The 22,928-nt window shown below is 70.2% G+C and carries 20 protein-coding genes; 11 read left to right on the top strand and 9 right to left on the bottom strand.

The window, feature by feature from the left end; translation table 11 throughout:
- Window positions 1-174 precede the first annotated feature (174 nt).
- A complete protein-coding gene (gene uvrB / locus AB0I53_RS35755; protein WP_358613065.1) occupies window positions 175-2,331 on the bottom strand; it encodes an excinuclease ABC subunit UvrB in 2,157 nt (718 codons plus the stop codon).
- 108 nt (window positions 2,332-2,439) lie between these two features.
- Here uvrB and AB0I53_RS35750 point away from each other — a divergent pair, with 108 nt between their 5' ends.
- From AB0I53_RS35750 to AB0I53_RS35740, 3 genes are all read left to right on the top strand, one after another.
- The gene (locus AB0I53_RS35750) at window positions 2,440-2,871 is read left to right on the top strand and encodes an SPW repeat protein (RefSeq protein ID WP_358613063.1); all 432 of its coding nucleotides are present in this window, start codon (window positions 2,440-2,442) and stop codon (window positions 2,869-2,871) included.
- Between the two features lie 94 nt (window positions 2,872-2,965).
- Window positions 2,966-3,562, top strand: coding sequence for a DUF402 domain-containing protein (locus tag AB0I53_RS35745; protein WP_358613061.1), 597 nt, complete (start codon window positions 2,966-2,968; stop codon window positions 3,560-3,562).
- 130 nt (window positions 3,563-3,692) lie between these two features.
- A complete protein-coding gene (locus tag AB0I53_RS35740; RefSeq protein ID WP_358613059.1) occupies window positions 3,693-4,175 on the top strand; it encodes a hypothetical protein in 483 nt (160 codons plus the stop codon).
- A 330-nt stretch (window positions 4,176-4,505) separates the two neighbouring features.
- Here AB0I53_RS35740 and AB0I53_RS35735 read toward each other — a convergent pair whose 3' ends face one another.
- Window positions 4,506-5,153 (bottom strand): response regulator transcription factor, encoded by a 648-nt coding sequence (locus AB0I53_RS35735; protein ID WP_358613057.1) that lies wholly within the window; start codon window positions 5,151-5,153, stop codon window positions 4,506-4,508.
- Window positions 5,150-6,304 carry a sensor histidine kinase gene (locus AB0I53_RS35730; protein WP_358613055.1) on the bottom strand — a complete coding sequence of 385 codons (1,155 nt, stop codon included), beginning with the start codon at window positions 6,302-6,304 and terminating at the stop codon, window positions 5,150-5,152. The genes AB0I53_RS35735 and AB0I53_RS35730 overlap by 4 nt, the downstream gene beginning before the upstream one ends.
- 194 nt (window positions 6,305-6,498) lie before the next feature.
- On the opposite strand from AB0I53_RS35730, the gene AB0I53_RS35725 reads away from it, so the two are divergent.
- The 3 genes from AB0I53_RS35725 (at window position 6,499) to AB0I53_RS35715 (ending at window position 8,590) form a co-directional block, all read left to right on the top strand.
- Window positions 6,499-7,047, top strand: coding sequence for a heme-binding protein (locus AB0I53_RS35725; RefSeq protein WP_358613053.1), 549 nt, complete (start codon window positions 6,499-6,501; stop codon window positions 7,045-7,047).
- Between the two features lie 59 nt (window positions 7,048-7,106).
- A complete protein-coding gene (locus AB0I53_RS35720; protein ID WP_358613051.1) occupies window positions 7,107-7,865 on the top strand; it encodes an ankyrin repeat domain-containing protein in 759 nt (252 codons plus the stop codon).
- A 146-nt stretch (window positions 7,866-8,011) separates the two neighbouring features.
- On the top strand, window positions 8,012-8,590 hold the full coding sequence (locus tag AB0I53_RS35715; protein WP_358613049.1) for an ankyrin repeat domain-containing protein: 579 nt from the start codon (window positions 8,012-8,014) through the stop codon (window positions 8,588-8,590).
- A gap of 7 nt (window positions 8,591-8,597) precedes the next feature.
- On the opposite strand, the gene coaE is transcribed toward AB0I53_RS35715, so the two are convergent.
- Both coaE and rpsA read right to left on the bottom strand, forming a co-directional pair.
- Entirely contained in the window at window positions 8,598-9,788 is a 1,191-nt protein-coding gene (gene coaE / locus AB0I53_RS35710; protein ID WP_358613047.1) for a dephospho-CoA kinase, read from the bottom strand.
- Between the two features lie 199 nt (window positions 9,789-9,987).
- The gene (rpsA, locus tag AB0I53_RS35705; protein ID WP_358613045.1) at window positions 9,988-11,490 is read right to left on the bottom strand and encodes a 30S ribosomal protein S1; all 1,503 of its coding nucleotides are present in this window, start codon (window positions 11,488-11,490) and stop codon (window positions 9,988-9,990) included.
- A 301-nt stretch (window positions 11,491-11,791) separates the two neighbouring features.
- Between rpsA and AB0I53_RS35700 the strand changes: the two genes are divergently transcribed.
- The 4 genes from AB0I53_RS35700 (at window position 11,792) to AB0I53_RS35685 (ending at window position 16,485) form a co-directional block, all read left to right on the top strand.
- Window positions 11,792-12,646: a class I SAM-dependent methyltransferase gene (locus AB0I53_RS35700; RefSeq protein WP_358613043.1), complete on the top strand. Its 855-nt coding sequence runs from the start codon at window positions 11,792-11,794 to the stop codon at window positions 12,644-12,646.
- 177 nt (window positions 12,647-12,823) lie between these two features.
- The gene (locus tag AB0I53_RS35695) at window positions 12,824-13,756 is read left to right on the top strand and encodes a GNAT family N-acetyltransferase (RefSeq protein ID WP_358613041.1); all 933 of its coding nucleotides are present in this window, start codon (window positions 12,824-12,826) and stop codon (window positions 13,754-13,756) included.
- 45 nt (window positions 13,757-13,801) lie between these two features.
- Window positions 13,802-14,464 carry a hypothetical protein gene (locus tag AB0I53_RS35690; protein WP_358613039.1) on the top strand — a complete coding sequence of 221 codons (663 nt, stop codon included), beginning with the start codon at window positions 13,802-13,804 and terminating at the stop codon, window positions 14,462-14,464.
- Window positions 14,461-16,485, top strand: a complete 2,025-nt coding sequence (locus tag AB0I53_RS35685; protein ID WP_358613037.1) for a YhgE/Pip domain-containing protein — start codon at window positions 14,461-14,463, stop codon at window positions 16,483-16,485. The genes AB0I53_RS35690 and AB0I53_RS35685 overlap by 4 nt, the downstream gene beginning before the upstream one ends.
- A 137-nt stretch (window positions 16,486-16,622) precedes the next feature.
- On the opposite strand, the gene AB0I53_RS35680 is transcribed toward AB0I53_RS35685, so the two are convergent.
- From AB0I53_RS35680 to polA, 4 genes are all read right to left on the bottom strand, one after another.
- On the bottom strand, window positions 16,623-17,447 hold the full coding sequence (locus AB0I53_RS35680; RefSeq protein ID WP_358613035.1) for a MerR family DNA-binding transcriptional regulator: 825 nt from the start codon (window positions 17,445-17,447) through the stop codon (window positions 16,623-16,625).
- A 43-nt stretch (window positions 17,448-17,490) separates the two neighbouring features.
- The gene (locus AB0I53_RS35675; protein WP_358613033.1) at window positions 17,491-18,789 is read right to left on the bottom strand and encodes a hypothetical protein; all 1,299 of its coding nucleotides are present in this window, start codon (window positions 18,787-18,789) and stop codon (window positions 17,491-17,493) included.
- A gap of 212 nt (window positions 18,790-19,001) precedes the next feature.
- Complete coding sequence (locus tag AB0I53_RS35670) at window positions 19,002-19,412, bottom strand: VOC family protein (protein ID WP_358613031.1); 411 nt, start codon at window positions 19,410-19,412, stop codon at window positions 19,002-19,004.
- 242 nt (window positions 19,413-19,654) lie between these two features.
- Window positions 19,655-22,348, bottom strand: a complete 2,694-nt coding sequence (gene polA, locus AB0I53_RS35665; RefSeq protein ID WP_358613029.1) for a DNA polymerase I — start codon at window positions 22,346-22,348, stop codon at window positions 19,655-19,657.
- Window positions 22,349-22,436: 88 nt separating this feature from the next.
- Between polA and AB0I53_RS35660 the strand changes: the two genes are divergently transcribed.
- Complete coding sequence (locus AB0I53_RS35660) at window positions 22,437-22,859, top strand: hotdog fold thioesterase (protein ID WP_358613115.1); 423 nt, start codon at window positions 22,437-22,439, stop codon at window positions 22,857-22,859.
- The last annotated feature ends 69 nt before the right edge of the window (window positions 22,860-22,928 follow it).

Here is a 22,928-nt window from a genome sequence, read left to right as displayed (position 1 = left end):
CGACGACTGCCCGCTTGCGATCACCGTAGTCCAGCCCACCCGGTCGCGTGGTGGCCGATCACCAGCCTCGCCAACCCAGCCGCGGCGCGCTCATCCAATTTGGACAGATGACGAAGCGCACTGGCCGGATCTGCCCGGGCGGAGTCGCTTGTTCCGACGGCACCTCGGCACGCGTCACTCGATGCCGGCGGCGTCCATGCCCCGGATCTCCTTCTTCAGGTCGTGGATCTCGTCGCGCAGCCGCGCCGCCAGCTCGAACTGCAGCTCGCGGGCCGCGTTCATCATCTGGTCGTTGAGCTGCTGCACCAGGTCCGCCAGCTCCGCGCGCGGCATCGACTTGATGTCGCGATCCTCCAGCAGCCCGGCGCCGGCCACCGCCTCCCCGGTCGGCTTCTTGCCGCGCGAGACGTTGCGGCCGGAACCGCCGACGGCCACCGACTCCTCGGTGTCCTCTGCCTCCGCGTACACCCGGTCCAGGATGTCGGCGATCTTCTTGCGCAGCGGCTGCGGGTCGATGCCGTGCTCTTCGTTGTAGGCCGTCTGCTTGGCGCGCCGCCGGTTGGTCTCGTCGATGGCGTGCCGCATCGAGTCGGTGATCCGGTCCGCGTACATGTGCACCTGGCCCGACACGTTCCGCGCCGCGCGGCCGATCGTCTGCACCAGGCTGGTGCCGGAGCGCAGGAAGCCCTCCTTGTCGGCGTCCAGAATGGACACCAGCGAGACCTCCGGCAGGTCCAGGCCCTCGCGCAGCAGGTTGATGCCGATCAGCACGTCGTACTCGCCCAGGCGCAGCTGCCGCAGCAGCTCGACCCGCCGCAGCGTGTCGACCTCGGAGTGCAGGTACCGCACCCGGATGCCCAGTTCGAGCAGGTAGTCGGTGAGGTCCTCGGCCATCTTCTTGGTCAGCGTGGTGACCAGCACCCGCTCGTCACGCTCGGCGCGCTCCCGGATCTCGTGCACCAGGTCGTCGATCTGGCCCTCGGTGGGCTTGACGATCACCTCGGGGTCGATCAGCCCGGTCGGGCGGATCACCTGCTCGACGAACTCGCCGCCGGCCTGCGCCATCTCGTACGGGCCCGGCGTCGCCGACAGGTACATCGCCTGCCCGATCCGGTCGGAGAACTCCTCGAAGGTCAGCGGCCGGTTGTCCAGCGCGCTGGGCAGCCGGAAGCCGTGCTCGACCAGGGTCCGCTTGCGGGACGCGTCGCCCTCGTACATGCCGCCGATCTGCGGCACCGTGTAGTGCGACTCGTCGATGACCAGCAGGAAGTCGTCCGGAAAGTAGTCGATCAGCGTCGCGGGCGCCGTCCCGGCCGGGCGGTCGTCGATGTGCCGGGAGTAGTTCTCGATGCCGGAGCAGAAGCCGACCTGGCGCATCATCTCGATGTCGTACTGGGTACGCATCCGCAGCCGCTGCGCCTCCAGCAGCTTGTTCTGCTTCTCCAGCAGGCCCAGCTGCTCCTCCAGCTCGGCCTCGATGCCACGGATGGCCTTCTCCATCCGCTCCGGGCCGGCCACGTAGTGCGTCGCCGGGAAGATCCGCAGGTCGCGCACCTCGCGCACGATCTCGCCCGTCAGCGGGTGCAGGTAGTGCAGCCGGTCGATCTCGTCGCCGAAGAACTCCACGCGCACCGCGAGCTCCTCGTAGGCCGGGATGATCTCCACGGTGTCGCCGCGCACCCGGAACGTGCCGCGGGCGAACGCGATGTCGTTGCGCGTGTACTGGACGTCCACCAGCGCGCGCAGGAACACGTCGCGGTCGATCTCGCCGCCGACCGCCAGCGGGATGGCCCGGTCCAGGTACGACTGCGGGGTGCCCAGGCCGTAGATGCAGGACACCGACGAGACCACCACGCAGTCGCGGCGGCTGAGCAGGTTCGACGTGGCGGAGTGGCGCAGCCGCTCGACGTCCTCGTTGATCGACGAGTCCTTCTCGATGTAGGTGTCGGTCTGCGGGACGTACGCCTCGGGCTGGTAGTAGTCGTAGTAGCTGACGAAGTACTCGACGGCGTTGTCCGGGAAGAAGCCGCGCAGCTCGTTGGCCATCTGGGCGGCCAGCGTCTTGTTCGGCTCCAGCACCAGGGTGGGCCGCTGGATGCGCTCGATCAGCCAGGCGGTGGTCGCCGACTTGCCCGTACCGGTGGCGCCGAGCAGCACGACGTCCTTCTCACCGGAGTTGATCCGGCGCTCCAGGTCGGCGATCGCCTGCGGCTGGTCGCCGGCGGGCTGGTAGTCGCTGACCATGCGGAACCGGGCGTCGGTCCGCGGGATGTCGCTGACCGGCCGAAACTCGGAGCGGGCCAGTACGGGGTGCTCAGTCGCGAATGCCACGACAACCAATGTACGAGCCCACCCCGACATCGTGTCGCGTCACGGGGTGCTCAAACGGCTACCAGGGCAGATAATGGGTTACGTCACCCCAGTGCAGGAGGTGGTGTGATGTCGAGCAGCGCACCTATCGCTGGGCATCCGGATCTCACCGAGATGCGCCTGCGCTACGAGCGGGCAGCGGAAACTCCGACCGCTCAGGTGGCGGACGGCTTCACCGTGCTCGGTGGCCTGTTCGTCGCATTGTCGCCGTGGATCACCGGCTTCTCCGCAATGACGCCGTCGTTGACGCTGAACAACCTGGTCACCGGTCTGACCGCGACCGTTCTAGGGCTCTCGTTCGCGGCCGCCTACCACCGCACGCACGGCATCGCCTGGACCGTTCCGGTGCTGGGTGTGTGGACGATCGTGGCCGTATTCGTCATGAGCGGCACCGCCATCACGACCAGCAGCGTGCTGTGCAACGTGATCGGCGGAGCGGTCCTGATCCTCGCGGGTTTGGGCACGATGGCTCCGGCCTACGCCACCCGCGCGACGACCTGACCCCGACCGATCGGAGGTGAGGGAGCACAAGTGGTGAAGGAATAGCGGGCGCGACGACCTTCGGACGTCGCGCCCGCCCGCATACAGTGGCAGGGTGACCACGCAGCGCGAGATCGCCGAACAGCTCGGCCTGCCCGTTCACCCGCCGAAGGTCGAGGTCTTCGACCTGGTCGCGAACACCAACACCGACCCCAAGGGCCACGTGCGCACCGTGACGCACTACGCGCGCGAGCCCTTCGGCCTCTACCTGGCCCGCCCGACTCCCGGGCATCCCCGCATCGCCGCCCTCGAATCCTGGCTGCTGCCCGCGCTGGGGCTGCGCGTGACGCGCTGGTACTGGCATCCGGGCCACGAAGACGACGTGGATTTCTACGTCGACGTGGCGGACGTAGAGCCGGGCGAACGGCAGTGGCGGACGGTCGATCACTACCTGGACATCGTGGTGCGGGACGGGCGCGCGGCGGAACTGCTGGACGTCGACGAATTCTTGATCGCCGTGCGGGCGGAACTGCTCGACCCGGAAACCGCGGAGCGCGCGATGCGGCGCGCCTGCACTGCGGTCGATGGCCTCGCCCGGCACGGGTACGACCTGGCGAAATGGTTGCGCGACAACGGAATCGAGCTGTCGTGGCACGGGCAACCTGTCCAAGGTCCCGTGCCGGACCAGCGAAAGCTACCGCCATCCCGGTGACGGTTGCGACACGTACCGAATCGATATTCGACGAGCTCCGAAAAGTTACGTTAAAAACTGGTGCTGTCGATCTTTAAACGCTGTTTTCCCGTTACTGTCTGACGCCGTGAGCGCTGTGATTTCACCCCAATTGGTTGAAGTTATCGACGTCTTCAGCTCGCAGCGTAGGCAGCCTTCCGGCTTCGTCGCGCAGCTGGAGGTCTGCCACGTCGAGCGCTGGGGACTCTCCGTGGAGTGCCCGACACCGGAGGCACCGGACCACGACGCCGAGATCACCTGGCTGCTGCCCGACCTCGGGCTGCGGCTGACCCGCTACCGCCCGCGCCGCAGGCACTCCCGCCGGGGACCGAGCCTGCTCACGGCGGTCCACATCGAGCGCGAAACCCGGTCGTGGACCACGACCGACCTGCTGCTCGGTCTGGAGGTCGGAGAGCACGGCCGCCCGCGGATCACGCACGCCGCCGAGTTCGCCACCGCGGTCGGCAACGGCCTGATCCGGCTCAGCGAAGCCGACTACGCGCTGCGCACGGTGCACCGCACGCTGGACGAGGTGACCCGCCACCGGGACCTCAACCAATGGCTGGCCCACAGGGGCATCTTCGACATCTGGTGAGCTACCGGTCCGGACCCGTGTGTACTTGGTGCTGCTATAGAGGCTGTTTTGGATGTGGTGACGTGCGGATGTGGTAACGCGGGGCTTTTGTCTTTGAAGCGGCGCAGCCGCTTAGCCCACCTATGCAACTTGCACCGCCGCGGGTTCTCAGGTGTCTTCTCGCGAGGACAGCCCCGACGTGGTGAATTGGTCATTCATGATGTCGGGGATCCCACAGTGAGAAGGCGCCTGAGGTTCCGCCACCCGCACCGCCACGCAGAACGAGGTTGGAAACAGCCTCTATAATAGCGACACAACGTACACACGGGCCCTGACCTGCAGAGACGCCTGTCAACGCGGTGAGGATTCGAGGCGGATGAGGCGGCGCTCCACCGCCGCGCTCACCGCCGCCATCCGGCTGTCCACGCCGAGCTTCGAGTAGATGTGCACCAGATGCGTCTTCACCGTCGCCTCGCTGATGAACAGCTTCTTGGCCAGCTCCTTGTTGCCCAGGCCCTGCGCCAGCAGTTCCAGGATCTCGACCTCGCGGGCACTCAGCGACTGCTCCGGCGCGCGGCTGCGCTGCAGCAGCCGGGACGCGATCTCCGGCGAGAGCATGGTCTTGCCCTGCGCGGCGGCCCGGATCGCCTGGAACAGCTCCTCCGGCGGCCCGGCCTTGAGCAGGTAGCCGGTGGCGCCCGCGTCGATGGCGCGGGCGATGTCGGTGTCGGCGTCGTAGGTGGTCAGCACGAGCACCCGCGGCGGCGTGTCCAGCGTCAGCAGCCGCCGGGTCGCCTCCACGCCCTCGACCCCGTCGCCGAGCTGCAGGTCCATCAGCACCACGTCGGGCCGGAAGGCGTCCGCCTGCCGCACGGCTTCCGCCGCCGTGGCGGCCTCGCCGACGACCTCGATGCCCGCATCGCCGGCGAGCAGCGCCTGCAGCCCGGCCCGCACCACTGGGTGGTCGTCGACCACCAGCACCCGCACCGCGTCCGTCACGAGATCCCTCCCACCGGCAACGTAGCCGCCACGGCCGTGCCCTCTCCGGGCCGGCTCTCCACCGCCAGCGTGCCGCCCGACTGCTCCACCCTCGCCCGCATCCCGGACAACCCGTAGCCGCGCCCGGTCCCGGGACGCGGGGCCGCCGGGTCGAAACCGGTGCCGTCGTCGCGCACGTCCAAGGTAACTTCATCGTCCAAATAGGACAGCGTCACCGCGGCGATGCGCGCCGCGCTGTGCTCGCGGACGTTGGCCAGCGCGCCCTGGGCGACCCGCAGCAGCACCGCGTCGTCGGCCGCCCTGGTCGGCAGCGCCTCGCCCACCACCTCGAAGCGGACCTCGACACCCGACTCCGCCGCGGTCCGGCCGGCCAGCTCGCGCAGGGCCTCCGGCAGCGACTGCCGCTCGAGCGCGGCCGGCGCGAGCCCGCGCACGAACCGACGGGCCTCGGCGAGGTTGTCCTCCGCGACCTCGCCCGCGCGCCGCACGTGCTCGTTGGTGTCGCCGCCGCGCTCCGCCGCTTGCAGCAGCATCCGGATGCTGGACAGGCCTTGGGCGATCGTGTCGTGGATCTCGCGGGCCAGCCGCTCGCGCTCCCAGCTGATGCCCGCCTCGCGCTGTACGTCGGCCAGTTCGCCGCGCGTGCGCACGAGCTGGTCGATCAGCGCCTTGCGGCGCTCGCTCTCCCGGCGCAGCTCCAGGAACACCGCGGTCGCCATCGTCGCCACGGCCAGCGGCACCAGCACGTCGACGACCTCGAACCGGGGCGCCAGCCGCAGCTGCCCGAAGATCACCGTCGCCGTCAGCAGCACCACGGCGATGATCAGGGGCTTGGGCCGCAGCAGCCGCAAGCAGACGAAGAACAACGGCACCGCGCACCAGCTGAAGCTGGGCGCCACCAGCACCAGCGCGCACCAGAGCGCGACCACCGCGCCTAACCACACCTGCCGCACGTGCTTGGTCTGCTCCCAGAAGGCGACACCGAGCACGTAGACCACGACCAGCGCCCCGGAAAGGCCCAGCAGCAGCGGGGTCACGCCCGCCAGGCCGTGCGCGGCGACGTAACGCGATGCCGAAGACGCGAGCAGCACGAAGAAGCCCACGTGCATCGCGCGGTACAGCCAGCCTCCCGGCCGGAGGTCGTCGGTCAAAGCGGTCCTCTCGCGCGGTCGCGGCGGGTTCGAAGACACGAACCTAGACGGCGCGCCGCGCGCCCGCATCAATGGATCGGTTGATCCGGGATCCACCGCGCAAGGCCGTCGAACGATCCTTTCCGACGACGTCCGGAGCCCGCCTGCGACGGAAGCTTCAAGCACAAGCCAATCGGAGCTAGGAGCGAATCCCGATGCAGTCCACCACCCGCAACCGCGCAATCGTCGGCACCCTGGTCGGCCTCGGCATCCTCGGCGGCGCCACCGGTCTGACCGTCGCGCAGGCCGACCCGGCCCAGCAGCAGACCCCGCCGCGTCCCCCGGCCGCCGTCCTGCAGCAGCCGGTGCTGAGCATCGACTCCGCCACCAAGGCCGCGCAGGCCGCGCTCGACGCCGCCGAGGCCAAGGGCCAGCGCGTCACCGTGTCCATCGTGGACCGCGCGGGCAACGAGCGGGTGCGCCTGACCGGCGACGGCGCGGGCCCGCAGAGCGGCGAGTCGGCGAAGCGCAAGGCGTTCACCGCGGTCGCCTGGGGCCGGGCGACTTCGGAGCTGGGCAAGCAGGCCACCGGCGACGGCGCCACGCTGCGCGACATCCCGGGCACGCTGTTCCTCGGCGGCGGCGTCCCGGTGACCGCCGGCTCGCCGATCGCGGGCATCGGCGTGGCCGGTGCGCCCAGCGGTGACCTGGACGAGGAGTTCGCCCGCGCCGGGCTGCAGGCCATCCAGGCCGAACTGCGCTGAACCCCCGGCCGGTCCCCGGCGTCGCCGGGGACCGGCCAGCACCCGAGCAGGAGGACCTGATGAGGACCGCGCAAACCGGTGCGATCAGCCGACGAGTGGCAGTCGGAGTGTTCGCCGCGATCGCACTCGCCGCTTGTGCTCCGGCCGAGCCGCCGGCTGTGCCAGCGGCTCCCCCGGCACCGGCGGAACAACAACAGCAGCAGCCCGCCCCCGAACGCGCGCCCAACCCCGCGGCGGATCAGCAGCTCCTGCGCGCCGCCGACGACGGCGATCTCGACCAGGTGCGCGCCGCGCTGGCCACCGGCGCCAACGTCGAGTCGCGCGACGACCACCAGCGCACCCCGCTGCTGCTGGCCGCGCTCGCCGACCACGTCGACGTCGCCCGTGAACTGGTCAAGGCCGGTGCCGATCCGGACGCCCAGGACTACCGCCGCGACAGCGCCTTCCTCGTCACCGGTGTCACCGGCAGCGTCGGCATGCTCGAAGCGCTGCTGCCCGCCAACCCCGACTTCGCGCTGACCAACCGCTACGGCGGCACCGCGCTGATTCCGGCCGGTGAGCACGGGCACGTCGAATACGTGCGCGCGGCGGTGAAGACCGGCATCGACATCAACCACGTGAACGACCCCGGTTGGACCGCGCTGCTGGAAACCGTGGTGCTCGGCGACGGAAGCGAGCGCTACCAGGAGGTCACACGGCTGCTCGTGGACGCGGGTGCGGACGTGAACATCCGCGACCGCAACGGCCTGACGGCGCTGCAGCACGCCGAGCGCAACGGCTACCCCAAGATCGCCGAGATCCTCCGCTCGGCGTCCTGAGCGCGGTGGGGCGGGCCCCGAAATCGCCCCACCGCACCGGGTGGAGGGCAACGGCGCCCTCCACCCCCTCGTGAGTGTTCGTTCCGGTAAGAACCGGAGCGAGCACTCACGAGAAAAAGCTCAGCCCGGAAAGGATCCCGATACCGATGGCGGATCAACAACTCCTGCAGGCAGCCCGCACCGGCGACGTCGACGCGGTCCGCGCCGAGATCGCCGCGGGGACCGATGTCGAAGCCCGCGACGAGCACCAGCGCACCCCGCTGCTCCTGGCCGCGCTGGGCGACCACGTCGACGTGGCCCGCGAACTGGTCGAGGCCGGCGCGGACCCCAACGCCCAGGACGACCGCCGCGACAGTGCCTTCCTCGCCACCGGCGTGACCGGCAGCGTCGCGATGCTCGAAGCGCTGCTGCCCGCCAACCCCGACTTCACGGTGACCAACCGCTTCGGCGGCATCGCGATCATCCCGGCCAGCGAGCGCGGCCACGTCGACTACGTGCGCGCTGCCGCACGCGCCGGACTGAACGTCAACCGCCTCGGCTGGACGGCGCTGCTCGAAGCGGTGATCCTCGGCGACGGAAGCCGCCCCTACCAGGAGATCGTGCAGATCCTCCTCGACGCCGGAGCAGACGCGAACATCCCCGACAACGACGGCGTCACGGCGCTCCGGCACGCCGAAGCCCACGGCTACGCCAAGATCGCCGAACCCCTCCGCCCGGCGACCTGAGCCGGGCTCAGCCGGTCCAACCGGTGCGCTCGGCCCAACGCCAGGCTTCGGGGAGCGCCTTGGCGAACCAAGGTTCCTTGGCGTCCGCGTAGGCGCCGTAGTCCGGGTCGGCCGCGTGTTCCGCCGCCACCTTCCGCTTGAGCGCGAGGTATTCGTCGCGGGCCGCTTCGTCGGCGCGCAGCCACGCCGGGAACAGCAGCGCGACGCGCTGACCCGGCGTGGCGTCGACCCGGACGTGCAGGTTCGCGTAGCGGCCCGGATCGGCCGACACGTGGATCCGCTTCTCCCAGAGCGCCGGATCGGGCGCGAAGACATGCGGGGTGTCGGCGAGGATGCCCGGCCGCACCGGGAAACCCGCCTCGCCCAGCGGCTCGGCGAGCGCATCCGCGTCCGCCAGCGACCGGACCGTCAGCTGCAGGTCGATGATGTCCTTCGCGGGCAGGCCGGGCACCGAGGTGGAGCCGACGTGGTCGATCCGCACCGCCTTGTCGCCCGCGGCGCGCTCGATCCGGGCGATCAGCCGCCGCGCCTGCCGCGGCCACTCCGGATCCGGATCGACCAGCTTGGGCGCCCGCTTCGGCGGGCGGCGGCGCAGCCGCAAGTTTTCCTCGAACAGCACCAACCGGTCCTGCCACAGCGCATCGACCTGGGCCAGCACGGCATCGACCGAACCGCTGTTGTCCAGCCAGACGTCCGCGACCTCGCGCCGCTGCTCGACCGTGGCCTGCGCGGCGATGCGAGCGCGGGCGTCGTCCTCCGCCAGGCCGCGGTCGATCAGACGCCGCACCCGGTCCGGCTCCGGCGCATCGACGATGACCACCAGGTGGTAGTTCGGCGCGTAGCCGACCTCGACGAGCAGCGGCACGTCGTGCACGACGACCGCGTCGGCGGGCGCCTGCGCCATCCGCTCGGCCGTCAGGTCGCGGATCTTGGGATGCGTGATCGCGTTGAGGTCCGCGCGCGCCTCGTCGTCGCCGAAGACCTTGCCCGCCAACGCCGGGCGGTTCAGCGCGCCGTCGGCGTCCAGGACGTCCTCGCCGAACCTCTCGACGAGTTCGGCGAGCCCAGGCGTGCCCGGCTGCACCACCTCGCGGGCCAGCGCATCGGCGTCGATGAGCACCGCGCCGAGCTCCACCAGCCGCCGAGCGACCGTCGACTTGCCGGACCCGATTCCACCGCTCAATCCCACCCGCAACACGAAACCCATCTTGCCAGCCCGACAGGCCACGTCGGCCGACCGGTGTGAAGTGAACGGCCCGTTCGCTTCGATAGACGAGACGAACGGGCCGTTCACCCCAAAGCCAAGACAGGTTCCACGGCGCCCGAAAAGACTCACGGCCCCGCACCTCGAAAGGTGCGGGGCCGTGGTGTGTTGCCTCAGCCGCTAGGCGTCAGGCTCACGCGCCGCCGGAGAGCTTCTCCCGCAGCGCAGCCAGCTGCGCGTCGCTGGCCAGCGAACCGCTGTCCTGCTCGTCGCTGGAAGCCGACGAGTAGTTGCCGCCACCGCTGGTCGGCTCCTCGCCGCCACCGGCCGCGGCGGCCGCAGCGGCCTCCGCGTCGGCCTGGCGGGCCTTGGTGATCTGGGCGATGTGCTTCTCGAAGCGCGTGTGGGCCTCGGCGTACTGCCGCTCCCATTCCTCACGCTGCTTCTCGTAGCCCTCGGTCCACTCCTGGGTCTCCACGTCGAAGCCCTCGGGGTAGATGTAGTTGCCCTCGTTGTCGTACTCGGCCGCCATCCCGTACTGGGTGGGGTCGAACTCCGAGTCCGGGCTGAAGCCCTCGTTGGCCTGCTTCAGCGACAGCGAGATCCGGCGACGCTCCAGGTCGATGTCGATGACCTTGATCATCACCTCGTCGCCGACCTGGACGACCTGCTCCGGGATCTCCACGTGGCGCTCGGCCAGCTCGGAGATGTGCACCAGGCCCTCGATGCCCTCGTCGACGCGGACGAACGCACCGAACGGCACCAGCTTGGTGACCTTGCCCGGCACGATCTGACCGATCGCGTGGGTGCGGGCGAACTGACGCCACGGGTCTTCCTGGGTGGCCTTCAGCGACAGCGAGACGCGCTCGCGGTCCATGTCCACGTCGAGCACCTCGACGGTGACTTCCTGGCCGACCTCGACGACCTCGCTCGGGTGGTCGATGTGCTTCCAGGACAGCTCCGAGACGTGCACCAGACCGTCAACGCCACCGAGGTCGACGAACGCACCGAAGTTGACGATGGAGGACACGACGCCCTTGCGGACCTGGCCCTTCTGCAGCTGGTTGAGGAACTCGCTGCGGACCTCGGACTGGGTCTGCTCCAGCCAGGCGCGGCGGGACAGAACCACGTTGTTGCGGTTCTTGTCCAGCTCGATGATCTTGGCCTCGAGCTCGCGGCCGACGTAGGGCTGCAGGTCGCGGACACGGCGCATCTCGACCAGCGAGGCGGGCAGGAAGCCGCGCAGCCCGATGTCGAGGATGAGGCCGCCCTTGACGACCTCGATGACGGTGCCCTTGACCGGCTCGTCCTTCTCCTTGAGCTCCTCGATGGTGCCCCAGGCGCGCTCGTACTGCGCGCGCTTCTTGGAGAGGATCAGCCGGCCTTCCTTGTCCTCCTTCTGGAGAACAAGCGCCTCGACGAAGTCGCCGACGGTCACGACCTCGGCGGGATCGACGTCGTGCTTGATCGACAGTTCGCGGGACGGGATGACGCCCTCGGTCTTGTAGCCGATGTCAAGCAGCACCTCGTCGCGATCGACCTTGACGATGGTGCCCTCAACAATGTCCCCATCGTTGAAGTACTTGATGGTCTGGTCGACGGCGGCGAGGAAGTCCTCCTCCGTCCCGACGTCGTTCACTGCGACCTGCGGCTTGGTGGCGGCTGCAGTCGGGACGGTGGTGGTGTCGGTGGACATCAGGTGGGTTGCTCCGGTACGGATAGTTTGGTCGCTGGATCTACGTTGTTGCCGCGCCCCGGGCATCGGGCCGAGCCCAACAGGCTTGCTGGACCAGGAGTTTCCGCTCCGCCGACCGTCCCCCACCGCCGGTGTGACCCGGCAGGGAAGAACCGCCGGCGAAAGACCTACGGCGCGGGCGGTATCGTACGCGCTTTCTCGATCGTCGGGCAAACCGCGGTACGCCTGAACGACCGGCCGCCCCCGGGCGAGGAGAATGCTCCACGTCCGAGCAATACCCGATATCGGCGGGGGGGAATCCTTGGCACGAGCCGATGACCCGGAAGACGACGAGCTCCAGAATAGCTCCGCGGAGCGGCTGTTGGGCACAACGGGTGTGAGCAAACGCACTGTCGACGCGGCGGAATCGCGGGGGGCGAGCCGGCTGTGGTGGGACGCCGACGCCGACGACTACCAAGCCGAGCACGGCGCGTTCCTCGGCGACAGCGACTTCATGTGGTGCCCGGAGCGGCTCCGCGAGGCCGACGCCGGCCTGCTCGGCGACGTCCGGGGCAAGCGGGTGCTGGAGGTCGGCTGCGGCGCGGCGTCGTGCTCGCGGTGGCTGGCCGACCAGGGCGCGCACCCGGTGGGGCTGGACATCTCGGCTGGCATGTTGCGGCACGCCGTCGAGGGTGGCGAGCGCAGCGGGACCGCGGTGCCGCTGGTGCAGGCGAGCGCGGATTGCCTGCCGTTCGCCGACGGCTCCTTCGACCTGGCCTGCTCCGCGTTCGGCGGGGTGCCGTTCGTGGCCGATGCCGGCGCGGTGTTCCGGGAGGTCGCGCGGGTGCTGCGGCCGGGCGGCCGGTGGGTCTTCGCGGTGACGCATCCGATGCGGTGGATTTTTCCCGACGATCCGGGACCGACCGGGCTGACCGCCACGCACTCCTACTTCGACCGCACGCCGTACCTGGAGGTCGACGACGCGGGCCGGGCCACCTACGTGGAGCACCACCGCACCCTCGGCGACTTCGTCCGCCAGCTGGCCGGCGCCGGGCTGCACCTGGTCGATCTGATCGAGCCGGAGTGGCCGGCGGGGCACACTCAGACCTGGGGGCAGTGGAGCCCGCTGCGCGGACGCCTGTTCCCCGGCACCGCGATCTTCGTCTGCCACCGCTGAGAGAATCTTTCCCAGACTCGTTCGCGCCGACGCCGTCCGGACTTCGGGATCCCCCACTCCTCGGGCCGTCCTCGCCAGACGACGCCTGAGAACCCGCGGCGGTGCAAGCTGCGTGGGTGGATTAAGCGGCCGGCGCCGCTTCAAGAACAAACAACCAGTCCTACACGAGGGGAAGTCGTGGCGACTGCACAGGAGTTGATGCGGGCGCAGTTCGCGCGGTTCGCCGCACTGGACCCGCAACTGCCGGACGTCCACCAGCTGCCGGCCGGCGGCGAGGCGATCGTGGCCCGGATCCCCGGCGGCGGCACGGCCGCCGGGCTCGTCGCGCGGAACTCGAATCCGGCGGGGTCGGCGCAGAGCCTCTGGCAGGCCGGCGAGGTCTTCGAGCTCTTCCCGATCGTCGGAGAGCAGCCCCGCGCCGGCATGGACGCGTTGCTGCACGCCTGGCGCGAGTGGCTGGCGAAGCAGGCCTCGCCGGGGCCCAACTCGGCTTGCACGGTCGTGTGGCCGAGCCGGGACGTCGAGGCGACCAGGGCGTTGCTGGACCACGGTTTCCTGCCGCTGGCCTGCCTGTCCGTGCGGCCGACCGCACCGGTTGCATATACGAAACTATCTGGTACCGTAAACATACGTCGCGCCGGACCGGCCGACTTGGACGCCGTCGTCGAACTCACCCTCAACGAGCTCGAGTACGCGGCCATGGTCGGCACATCGACGTACCGACCCGACGCTCCGCAGCTGAAGCGGACCGCTGCGCACGTGCGCCTGCACTCCAGCGATCCGGTGTGGCTGGCGGAGCAGGACGGGACGCCGGTCGCGGTCGCGGAGTGCGGCTGGGTCGACACCGCCAAGTCACCCGGTGGCTCCCGGCTCCGATCCGGCACGTGGGCGTACGTCAACTGCGTGTCGGTGCAGGAGAAGCTCCGGGGCACCGGCGTCGGCCAGCAGCTGATGGCCACGGCGCACAACGAGTTCGCGCGTGCCGGAGCCGTCGGCAGCTTCCTGTACTACAACCCGCCCAACCCGTTGTCCTCGGTGTTCTGGCCCCGCCAGGGCTACCGGCCGCTGTGGACGATGTGGGAGGTGCGCCCGGCCACCGCGCTGCGCTGACGCTCGCGCGACCGGCGCACCGGTCGTGAAAGTCGAGGAGTCTGCGTGGAGATCGTCGCCACTGGCGTCGAGGTCATCGGAGCGCACGGGCCGCTTCTGGCGCCCACAACGCTGCGGGCGCGGACCGGGCAGGTCCTGCTGGTAGCGGGCGATCCGAACTCCGGCCGCACCGCGCTGGCGCTGGCCCTCTCCGGCCGGCTGCGCCCCACCCGCGGCAGCGTGCGCCTGGACGGCGCCATCGACACGACCGCGCTGCGACGCAGCGTCGCGGTCGTCGACGCGCCGCAGATCACCGAACCCGACGACGCGCTGGCGGTGCGCGACGTCGTCGCGGAAGGCCTGAGCCTGGCGGGCCGCAGATCCGGCCGCCGCAGGGTCCGCGACTGGCTGTCGGCCCACGACTGGCTCCCCGAAGGGGCCGCCGAGCAGCGCTTCGAGCACCTGGCCGGATACGAACGCACCCGGCTGCTGACCGAGCTCGCCTGCGAGGGCCGCGCCACCAAGGCCCTGGTGCTGGACTGCCCCGACCGCCACGGCGGCGACCCCACCGGCTGGTACTCCCTCGTCGCCCGCCAGGCCGAGCGCGGCCTGGCCGTGATCGTGCTCTGCTCCCCGCACTCCGCCGACAAGCTGGGCATCTCGCCCGCCCGCGTCGGCGCGGACAACCCCGAACAGTCCACTCTGGATTCTGCTGAAGGTCTGCGATGACTACATTCCGGCTCGCCGCCACCGAGCTGCGCCGCCTCACTTCGGGCAAACTGCCCAAGCTCGCGCTGCTCGCGGTCACCCTGGTGCCGCTGCTGTACGGCGCGATGTACATCTACGCGAACTGGGATCCCTACGGGAAGCTCGACTCGGTGCCCGCGGCCGTGGTCATCGACGACCAGGGCGCGCAGCGCGAGGACGGCACGCGGCTGGACGCAGGCCAGGACGTCTACCAGGAGCTCCTGGATTCCGACACCTTCGACTGGAGCCGCACCGACGCGCAGGAGGCGCAGGACGGCGTCGCCAGCGGCCGGTACACGTTCGCGCTGGTGGTGCCGAAGGGCTTCTCCGGGGCGCTGATCTCCCCCGCCGACTTCGAGCCGCGGCAGGCGAAGCTGCAGCTGATCACCAACGACGCCAACAACTACCTGGTCGGCACCATCGCCGACAAGGTGGCCTCCGAGGTTCGCAAGGGCGTCGCGGCCAGCGCCGGGACCGAGGCGGCGAACCAGTTCCTGCTCGGGTTCAGCACCGTGCACGACAAGACCGCCGAGGCCGCCGACGGCGCGGGCCAGATCGCCGACGGCGCGGGCGAGCTCCGCGACCACCTCGGCGAAGCCCGGCAGGGCACCGACAAGCTGGCGGACGGCGCCCAACAACTGGTCGACGGCCAGACCAAGCTCTCCGACGGCGCGAACCGGCTCAGCGACGGCACGCAGCAGCTGCGCGGCGGCCTCACCGAACTGCGGCGGTCGACCGCGCCGCTGCCGGAGCAAACCGCGAAGCTCGCCGACGGCGCAGCGCAGGTCGCGGCCGGCAACGAGCAGCTCGCGTCCAAGGCGGAGACGCTCGGCGGGCTCTCGCAGGAGATCGTCGACAACCTCAGCTCGACCAAGAAGGACATCGCCGACCAGCTCCGCAAGAACGGGTTGGACGAGGACGCGGTGCAGCGCATCGTCGCGGGCATCGACGAGCTCAACAAGCCCATCACCGACGCCAACGGCAAGGTGCAGACGCAGGTCGGCCAGCTGCGGAAGCTCGCCGACGGCTCCCAGCAGGTCGCGGACGGCAACCGTGCGCTGGCCAACGCGATGCCGACGATGACCAACGGCATCGGCCGCCTCGCCGACGGTGCCGTCCAGGTCGACGACGGCGCGCAGCAGCTCCGCGCCGGTGAGCAGCAGGCGCTGACAGGCACCAAACAGCTCAGCAGCGGCGCCGACCAGCTCGCGGGCGGCACCAAGCAGCTCGCCGACGGCTCCGGCAAGCTCGCGGACGGGTCGAACACGCTCGCGACGAAGCTGGGCGAAGGCCTGAACGAGATCCCGAACCCCGACGAGGACACCCGCAACGCCACCGCGGACACCATCGGCGACCCGGTCGCCATCGACACCATGGCCCAGGTCAAGGCCGGCACCTACGGGGCCGGGCTGGCGCCGTTCTTCATGGGCCTGGCGCTGTGGATCGGCGGTTTCGTGCTGTTCCTGCTGATGCGCCCGCTGTCCAACCGTGCGCTCGCCGCCGGTGTCGCGCCCTGGCGGGTCGCGATCGGCGGCTGGTTGCCCGCGGCGATCGTCGGGTTCGTGCAGGCAGTGCTGCTGTACCTGGTCGTGGTGTTCGGGGTGGGTGTGCAGCCGGCGCACACCTGGTGGACGCTCGGGTTCCTGATCCTGACGTCGTTCGCCTTCACCGCGGTGGTGCACGCGCTCAACGCGGCGTTCGGGCCGAAGGGCAAGTTCATCGCCCTGATCATCCTGGTGCTGCAGCTGGTCACCGCGGGCGGCACGTTCCCGTGGCAGACGATCCCGGAGCCGCTGCACCCACTGCACCAAGTGCTGCCGCTGGGCTACGTCGTCAACGGCCTGCGCCACCTGCTCTACGGCGGGGCGGGCACGACGGCCGCGACGAACGCGGCCGCGGTCCTGCTGTGCTACCTGGTGGCGTCCCTGCTGCTGAGCACGATCGCGGCCTGGCGCCAGCGGGTCTGGACCCCCACCCGCCTCAAACCCGAACTGTCCCTTTGAGGGGAAATTTCAGAATGGGTTTGCTTGGCGGTGCGAGCTGAGTCCCTCACCGCATGCGGCTGACGCCGCACCTGAAAGAACCGTAAGACGAGGAAGGTGCTGCCGGTGCTTGGGCACCGGCAGCACCGGCGTGCGGATCAGGTCAGCGGGATGGCGACCTCGATGCCGATCGCGTCGCCGGTCTCGTCGAGCCGCCCGATCTGGCGCATCGCCGCTAGATCCAGGTCGACCCCGCGCCGCTCGGCCTCGGCCAGCAGCGCGACGACGGCGGGATGCACCGCCGAGTCGATGACCGCAACGCCGTCGTCATGCCGCCAGCCCACCGCGAGCTCCGGTCCCGCCCGGACTTCGCCGCGCACGACCGTCCACTCCGGAATCCCCCAGTCCGCTGGCACTGCCCGAGCGACCGGCCAGCAGCACAGCAGCTCGACATCGTCCTCTGTGGAACCGGCGCGCATCGACGACCAGAACGGGCCGATCGGCGCGTTGTCCATCGCCGCCAACGCTTCCCACAACGCGCCGAAAGCGGCATTCGCCTGCTCGTCGGTCACTTCCTCATCGGTGCCGTCGGCCACCGGCAGCGCCACGCCCACCCAGTGCTGCGCTCCGGCCTGCCGCTCCTGGATCTCCCAACCCCGCGCGTCGCCGTCCAGCAACGCCGTCGCCGCCTCCAGCGCGGCGTCCTGCCGCTGCCGCTGCTCGGCCAGCCGAGCGCGGTGCTCTTCGAGCACCTCGGCCGCCTCGCGTCGCCCGAGCAGCGCCCGCTCGACCTCCGCCAGCCCGATGTCGGCCGCGCGCAGCGCCTTCAGCCGGATCGCCGACTCCAGCTGGCCGGCCGAGTAGCGCCGGTAGTTCGACCACGGATCGACCGCGGCCGGCTTCAGCAGCCCCTGCTTGTCGTACAGCCGCAACGCCTTCGCGCTCAATCCGGTCAACTGAGCGAAATCCCCGATACCGAGCATGCGACCAGTCTGGACTTTGCCCCCGGGGCAGAGTCCAGCCGCGCTAGCTCGGCCAGGCGAAGGCCTCGTCCGTGCGGCGCAGCAAGCCCGGCGTCCTGTCGCCTCCGGGCTTGCCCCACTGGCTCGCCCCGGCGAGGAAGATCCGCCGGGTGCAGAGCAGATCCCGCAGCGATACCAGCACGCACAGCTCGTAGACGGCGCGTTCGATGCGACCTTCCTGGTCCACCACCGCTTCCCGCCACTCCTCCGGAACCACGTCGTCCAGCGGGATGTCCTGGGCGGAGTCGTAGAAGCGGCCATCGCCCCAGCACGCGGAGTAGTCGCTCACCAGCTCGCCGAGCGCGGCCATGATCGGCCAGCAACCGGCGTCCCGGCAGCGGAACTCCAGTCCCGCCAGCACCAGCTTGAGAACCTGTTGGTAGTGCGCGGAATACGTGCCTCGCAACACCGTGCGCTTGCGCCGGCTCCGAACGGCGTCGCGGGCCCCGCTGTCGCGCGTCAGCTCCCTGAGCAATCGCTCGCCGGCGATCGGGTACAGGGCCTCCCGGACGGTGTCGTCGGGACGATCCAGGGCGGCCTGGGCCAGCGCGACCAGGAGCACGTCCCGCGCTTGCATCTGCAAGGTGGCGTGGGCGGCTTCGTCGAGCCGCTGCTCCACCCGCTCCCGAAGCCGGTGCAGCAGGCCGACCAGCACCCGCCCGAACAGATCGGTGATCTCCTTGTGGCGCACGGAACACAGCGCGCTCAACAGCGTCACGCGGACCGCGCGCGGCTGCGACCGGAGCTCGTCGGGGCGCGCGCGAGCCGCCCGCGCGCACCACGCCTCCACCAGTTCCGCCGGAACATCGTCGAAGAGCTCGATCGGAAGCCGCAGCGCCTGCAACGCGACCTGCCGGTCGACCTCCGTCAGGAGAGCGCCCAGCCAAACCTGGTCCGCGGTGTGCTCCTCCAGCTTGACCAGCAGCTCGGTCGGCAGCCCCAGCGCCTGCAACGACATCAGGCTGTCTATTTCCAGCAGGAGTTCTTTCAGGTCGATCCGGCGCACCTCGGACCGCAGCTCGGCGAGCGACCACTCAGGACGCTCCGCGGAATCCACCAGCAGGAGCTCCAACTGGTCCGCCGAGTCGCCCATTCGATCCGCGACGCGGTGGCAGAGCAGCGTTTCGAAGTCCTGTAATACCCGGCTCGCCATCTCCCGGGCCTGGTCGGGCCCCGGCGGCTCGACTTCCTTCGCGCGGCAATGCGCGATCAGCGCGGCGGCGAGCTCATCCCGGCCTCGCTCCGGCCGGACTGTCTCGCTCGTCAGCCACGCCAACCACTGCCGCTCATCGCCCAGGCCCACCGGGCATCTGAGCGCATCGACGATCTGCCCCGTCAGGAGCGCAACCGTATCCCTCGTAAATCCCGAGGACGAACCCACTTTTCACAACCCCGCTCCATGCCCCAGCACGGCCCCTTCCCCGATGGGCGCAAAGGTAGCGCCAGCGCCGGTGCCACGATCGAGCGATCACGACACCGCCGGGTGGCGCGAGGCGGGATGGACGGGGCGAGCCGCTACTCGGCCGAGGTCTCCTCGACGGGATCGTCGTAGCGGGCGACCTCGATCAGGTTGCCGTCCGGGTCGCGCAGGTAGAGCGAGGTGATCGGGCCCTCCGCGCCGATCCGGCTGACCGGGCCCTCCTCGATGCGCACCTCGTTCGCGCGCAGGTGCTCCTGGACCTCGGACAGCGCGTTGGACGTGACGAAGCACAGGTTGGCCGAGCCGGGCACCGGGTGCGTCGCGGTCGGCTCCACCAGTTCGCTCGCCGCGTGCAGCTTGATCGTCTGCCGGCCGAAGCTCACGGCGCGCCGCTCACCGGGGAACTCCACCGGCGTCATGCCGAGGATCTGCTCGTAGAACTCCACTGCCCGATCGACATCGGCGACGGTGAGGACCAGGTGGTCCACTCTGTCGATGCTGATCATGCTCCTCCTCGGGGTTGGCGCGGATGGCCGCGCCCGACCGACGCCCGGTCAGCGCGCGTCCGGCAAACGCGCGTACGGCAGGCTATCCGCACCGATGCGATGCGGGTTCGGGCGGGGCCACCGACGGTGACATCCGCCATTCAAAGGGGTTGCACCGCGCAGACTCCGGCGAGTGACCACTTCGTGACGGCCCCGCAACGCGATTTCAATAAGTAGCGACCGGCGTTCGGACCGTGACGAGCTCAGTGCGCGGCGGTGTCCCAGGAGCGGCCGACTCCGACGGAGACCTCCAGCGGCACGTCCAGCCGGTAGGCGGAGCCCATCTGGTCGCGCACCAGCTTCTCCACCTCGTCCCGCTCGCCGTCGGCGACCTCGATGATCAGTTCGTCGTGCACCTGCAGCAGCATCCGCGACCGCATGTCGTTGTCCCGCAACGCGCGGTGCACGCCCAGCATCGCGACCTTGATGATGTCGGCCGCGCTGCCCTGGATCGGCGCGTTGAGCGCCATCCGCTCGGCCATCTCCCGGCGCTGCCGGTTGTCGCTGGTCAGGTCCGGCAGGTAGCGGCGGCGCCCGAGGATCGTCGACGTGTAGCCGTCCTTGCGCGCCTGGTCTACGACCTCCCGCAGGTAGTCGCGGACCCGGCCGAACCGGGCGAAGTAGGCGTCCATCTGCGCCTTGGCGTCCTCGGCGGAGATCCGCAACTGCTGCGCCAGCCCGTACGCCGACAGGCCGTAGGCCAGCCCGTAGGACATCGCCTTGACCCGGCGGCGCAGTTCCTGGTCGACCTCGTCGATCGGCACCCCGAAGGCCTTGGACGCGACGTAGTTGTGCAGGTCCTCGCCGGTGCGGAACGCCTCGATGAGCCCCTCGTCGCCGGAGAGGTGCGCCATGATGCGCATCTCGATCTGGCTGTAGTCGGCGGTCATCAGCTCCGCGTAGCCGCCGCCGACGACGAAGACCTCCCGGATCCGGCGGCCCTCCTCGGTGCGGATCGGGATGTTCTGCAGGTTCGGGTCGGTCGAGGACAGCCGGCCGGTGGCGGCGATGGTCTGGTTCAGCGTCGTGTGGATCCGCCCGTCGTCCGAAATGGACTTCACCAGGCCGTCCACAGTGGTCTTCAACCGGGTGGCGTCGCGGTGTTCCAGCAGGTGCTGCAGGAACGGGTGCTCGGTCTTCTCGTAAAGCGTCTGCAGCGCCTCGGCATCGGTGGTGTAGCCGGTCTTGGTGCGCTTGGTCTTCGGCATGTTCAGTTCGTCGAACAGCACCACCTGCAGCTGCTTCGGCGAACCGAGGTTGATCTCCTTGCCGATCACGCCGTAAGCGTCCTGCGCGGCCTGCTTGACGCGCGCGGCGAAGCGCGCGCCCAGCTCGGCGAGCTGCTCGGCGTCGACCGCGATGCCGGCGCCCTCCAGCTCGCTGAGCACCACCAGCAGCGGCAGCTCCAGGTCGGTGAGCAGCCCACGGCTGTCGATGCGGTCCAGCTCCGCGTCCAGCGCGTCGGCCAACTCGGCCACCGCGCGCGCCTTCACCAGCTCGGTCGAGGCGGCCTTCTCCTTGGTCTCCGCCTCGTCCTCCAGCAGCGACAGCTGCCCGTCGTCGTCGCCCTGCTCCGCGCGCAGCTCGCGCTGCAGGTAGCGGACCACCAGGTCCGGCAGCTCGAAGGACCGCTGCCCGGGCCGCACCAGGTACGCCGCCAGCGCGGTGTCGCTGGTCAGGCCCGCCACCGTCCAGCCGCGGTCGCGGATGGCGTGCAGCGGCCCCTTGACGTCGTGCGCCGCCTTCGTCGTCGCCGGGTCGGCCAGCCAGGCCGCCAGCGCCTGCTCGTCCTCCTGGGTCAGGGCGGCGACGTCGACGAACACGCCCGCGCCGTCGGCGGTGGCCAGCGCGACGCCGGTCAGGTCGCCGTGGCCGCGGGCCCACTGCCCGGTGCACGCCAGCCCGACCCGGTTGCCGTTGCGGGCGTGCTTGTCCAGCCACCCGGCCAGCTGACCGGGCTGCACGATCCCGCCGGAGATCTCGAAGCCCTCCTCGACCTCGGGCTCGGCGCTGGACAGCGTCGCGAACAGCCGGTCCCGCAGCACCCGGAACTCCAGGTCGTCGAACAGCCGGTGCACCGCGTCGCGGTCCCAGGCCCGCACCGCCAGGTCCGCCGGCGCCAGCTCCAGCTCGACGTCGCGGACCAGCTCGGTCAGCTGCCGGTTGAGCAGCACCGACGACAGGTGCTCGCGCAGCGCGTCGCCGACCTTGCCCTTGACCTCGTCGACCCGGTCCACCAGGTCGGCCAGCGAACCGAACTGCTGGATCCACTTGGTGACGGTCTTCTCGCCCACGCCCGGGATCTTCGGCAGGTTGTCCGACGGGTCGCCGCGCAGCGCCGCGAAGTCCGGGTACTGCTGCGGCGTCAAGCCGTACTTGTCCTCGACCGCCTGCGGCGTGAAGCGGGTGAGCTCCGAGACGCCCTTCGTCGGGTACAGCACCGTCACGTCGTCGGTGACCAGCTGCAGCGCATCCCGGTCGCCGGTACAGATCGCGACCTTGAATTCCGCCGCGGTGGCCTGGGTGGTCAGCGTCGCGATGACGTCGTCGGCCTCGAAGTTGTCCTTGCTCAGCACCGGGATGTTCAGCGCGCCGAGGACGTCCTGGATCAGGCTGACCTGGCCGCGGAACTCGTCCGGGGTGGCGCTGCGGTTGGCCTTGTACTCGGTGAAGGCCTCGCTGCGGAAGGTCTTGCGGGAGACGTCGAAGGCGACCGCCAGGTGCGTGGGCTGCTCGTCGCGGAGCAGGTTGATCAGCATCGAGGTGAAGCCGTAGACCGCGTTGGTGTGCTGCCCCGTGCCGGTCTGGAAGTTCTCCTTCGGCAGGGCGTAGAAGGCGCGGTAGGCCATCGAGTGGCCGTCGATGAGCAGCAGGCGTCGGTCCTCGGAATGCGTCACGGCGGCGAGTCTAGGCTGAAGCTCTGACAGCTTGTACCGGAGGCGACGGGAGGACCCAGGCGTGACTGCGCTCAACGACGGCGATGCGGTGACCAGCGAGAACGACCGGCTGAACCAGGTGCTGACGGCCGCCGAGGAGCAGCTCACCGCGCTCATGGGCATCGAAATCGTCGAATGGGCCCCCGATCGGGTGGTCGGCACCATGCCGGTCGCCGGCAACCGCCAGCCCTACGGCCTGCTGCACGGCGGCGCGAACGCGGTGCTGGCCGAGACCGTGGGCTCCATCGCCGCAGCGCTGCACGCGGGCGACGACCGGATCGCGGTGGGCCTGGAGCTGACCTGCACGCACCACCGCGCGGCCACCGAGGGCGTGGTCACCGGCGTCGCCACGCCCGTGCACCGGGGCCGCGCGACGGCCACCTACGACATCGTGATCACCGACGAGAAGGACCGGCGGACCTGCTCGGCGCGGCTGACCTGCGTCCTGCGCGACCAGCCGCCCGGCCAGTAAGCCGAGCCAGTAAGCAAGCGGGCCGTGAGTCTTTTGGGCTGCTATGGCAACCCAACCAAGACGGTCGTC

Origin of the sequence: Saccharopolyspora sp. NPDC050389, assembly GCF_040655595.1 — a bacterium.
Taxonomy (GTDB): Bacteria; Actinomycetota; Actinomycetes; order Mycobacteriales; family Pseudonocardiaceae; genus Saccharopolyspora.
This window is presented reverse-complemented; position numbering and strand designations above follow the sequence as displayed.

Excerpts from the sequence above, each read along its gene's own strand:
- AB0I53_RS35725 (WP_358613053.1), top strand. The coding sequence starts at position 6,499 with ATGCAGTCCACCACCCGCAACCGCGCAATCGTCGGCACCCTGGTCGGC.
- rpsA (WP_358613045.1), bottom strand. The coding sequence starts at position 11,490 with ATGTCCACCGACACCACCACCGTCCCGACTGCAGCCGCCACCAAGCCG.
- AB0I53_RS35750 (WP_358613063.1), top strand. The coding sequence starts at position 2,440 with ATGTCGAGCAGCGCACCTATCGCTGGGCATCCGGATCTCACCGAGATG.
- AB0I53_RS35670 (WP_358613031.1), bottom strand. The coding sequence starts at position 19,412 with ATGATCAGCATCGACAGAGTGGACCACCTGGTCCTCACCGTCGCCGAT.
- AB0I53_RS35685 (WP_358613037.1), top strand. The coding sequence starts at position 14,461 with ATGACTACATTCCGGCTCGCCGCCACCGAGCTGCGCCGCCTCACTTCG.
- AB0I53_RS35680 (WP_358613035.1), bottom strand. The coding sequence starts at position 17,447 with ATGCTCGGTATCGGGGATTTCGCTCAGTTGACCGGATTGAGCGCGAAG.
- AB0I53_RS35715 (WP_358613049.1), top strand. The coding sequence starts at position 8,012 with ATGGCGGATCAACAACTCCTGCAGGCAGCCCGCACCGGCGACGTCGAC.
- AB0I53_RS35720 (WP_358613051.1), top strand. The coding sequence starts at position 7,107 with ATGAGGACCGCGCAAACCGGTGCGATCAGCCGACGAGTGGCAGTCGGA.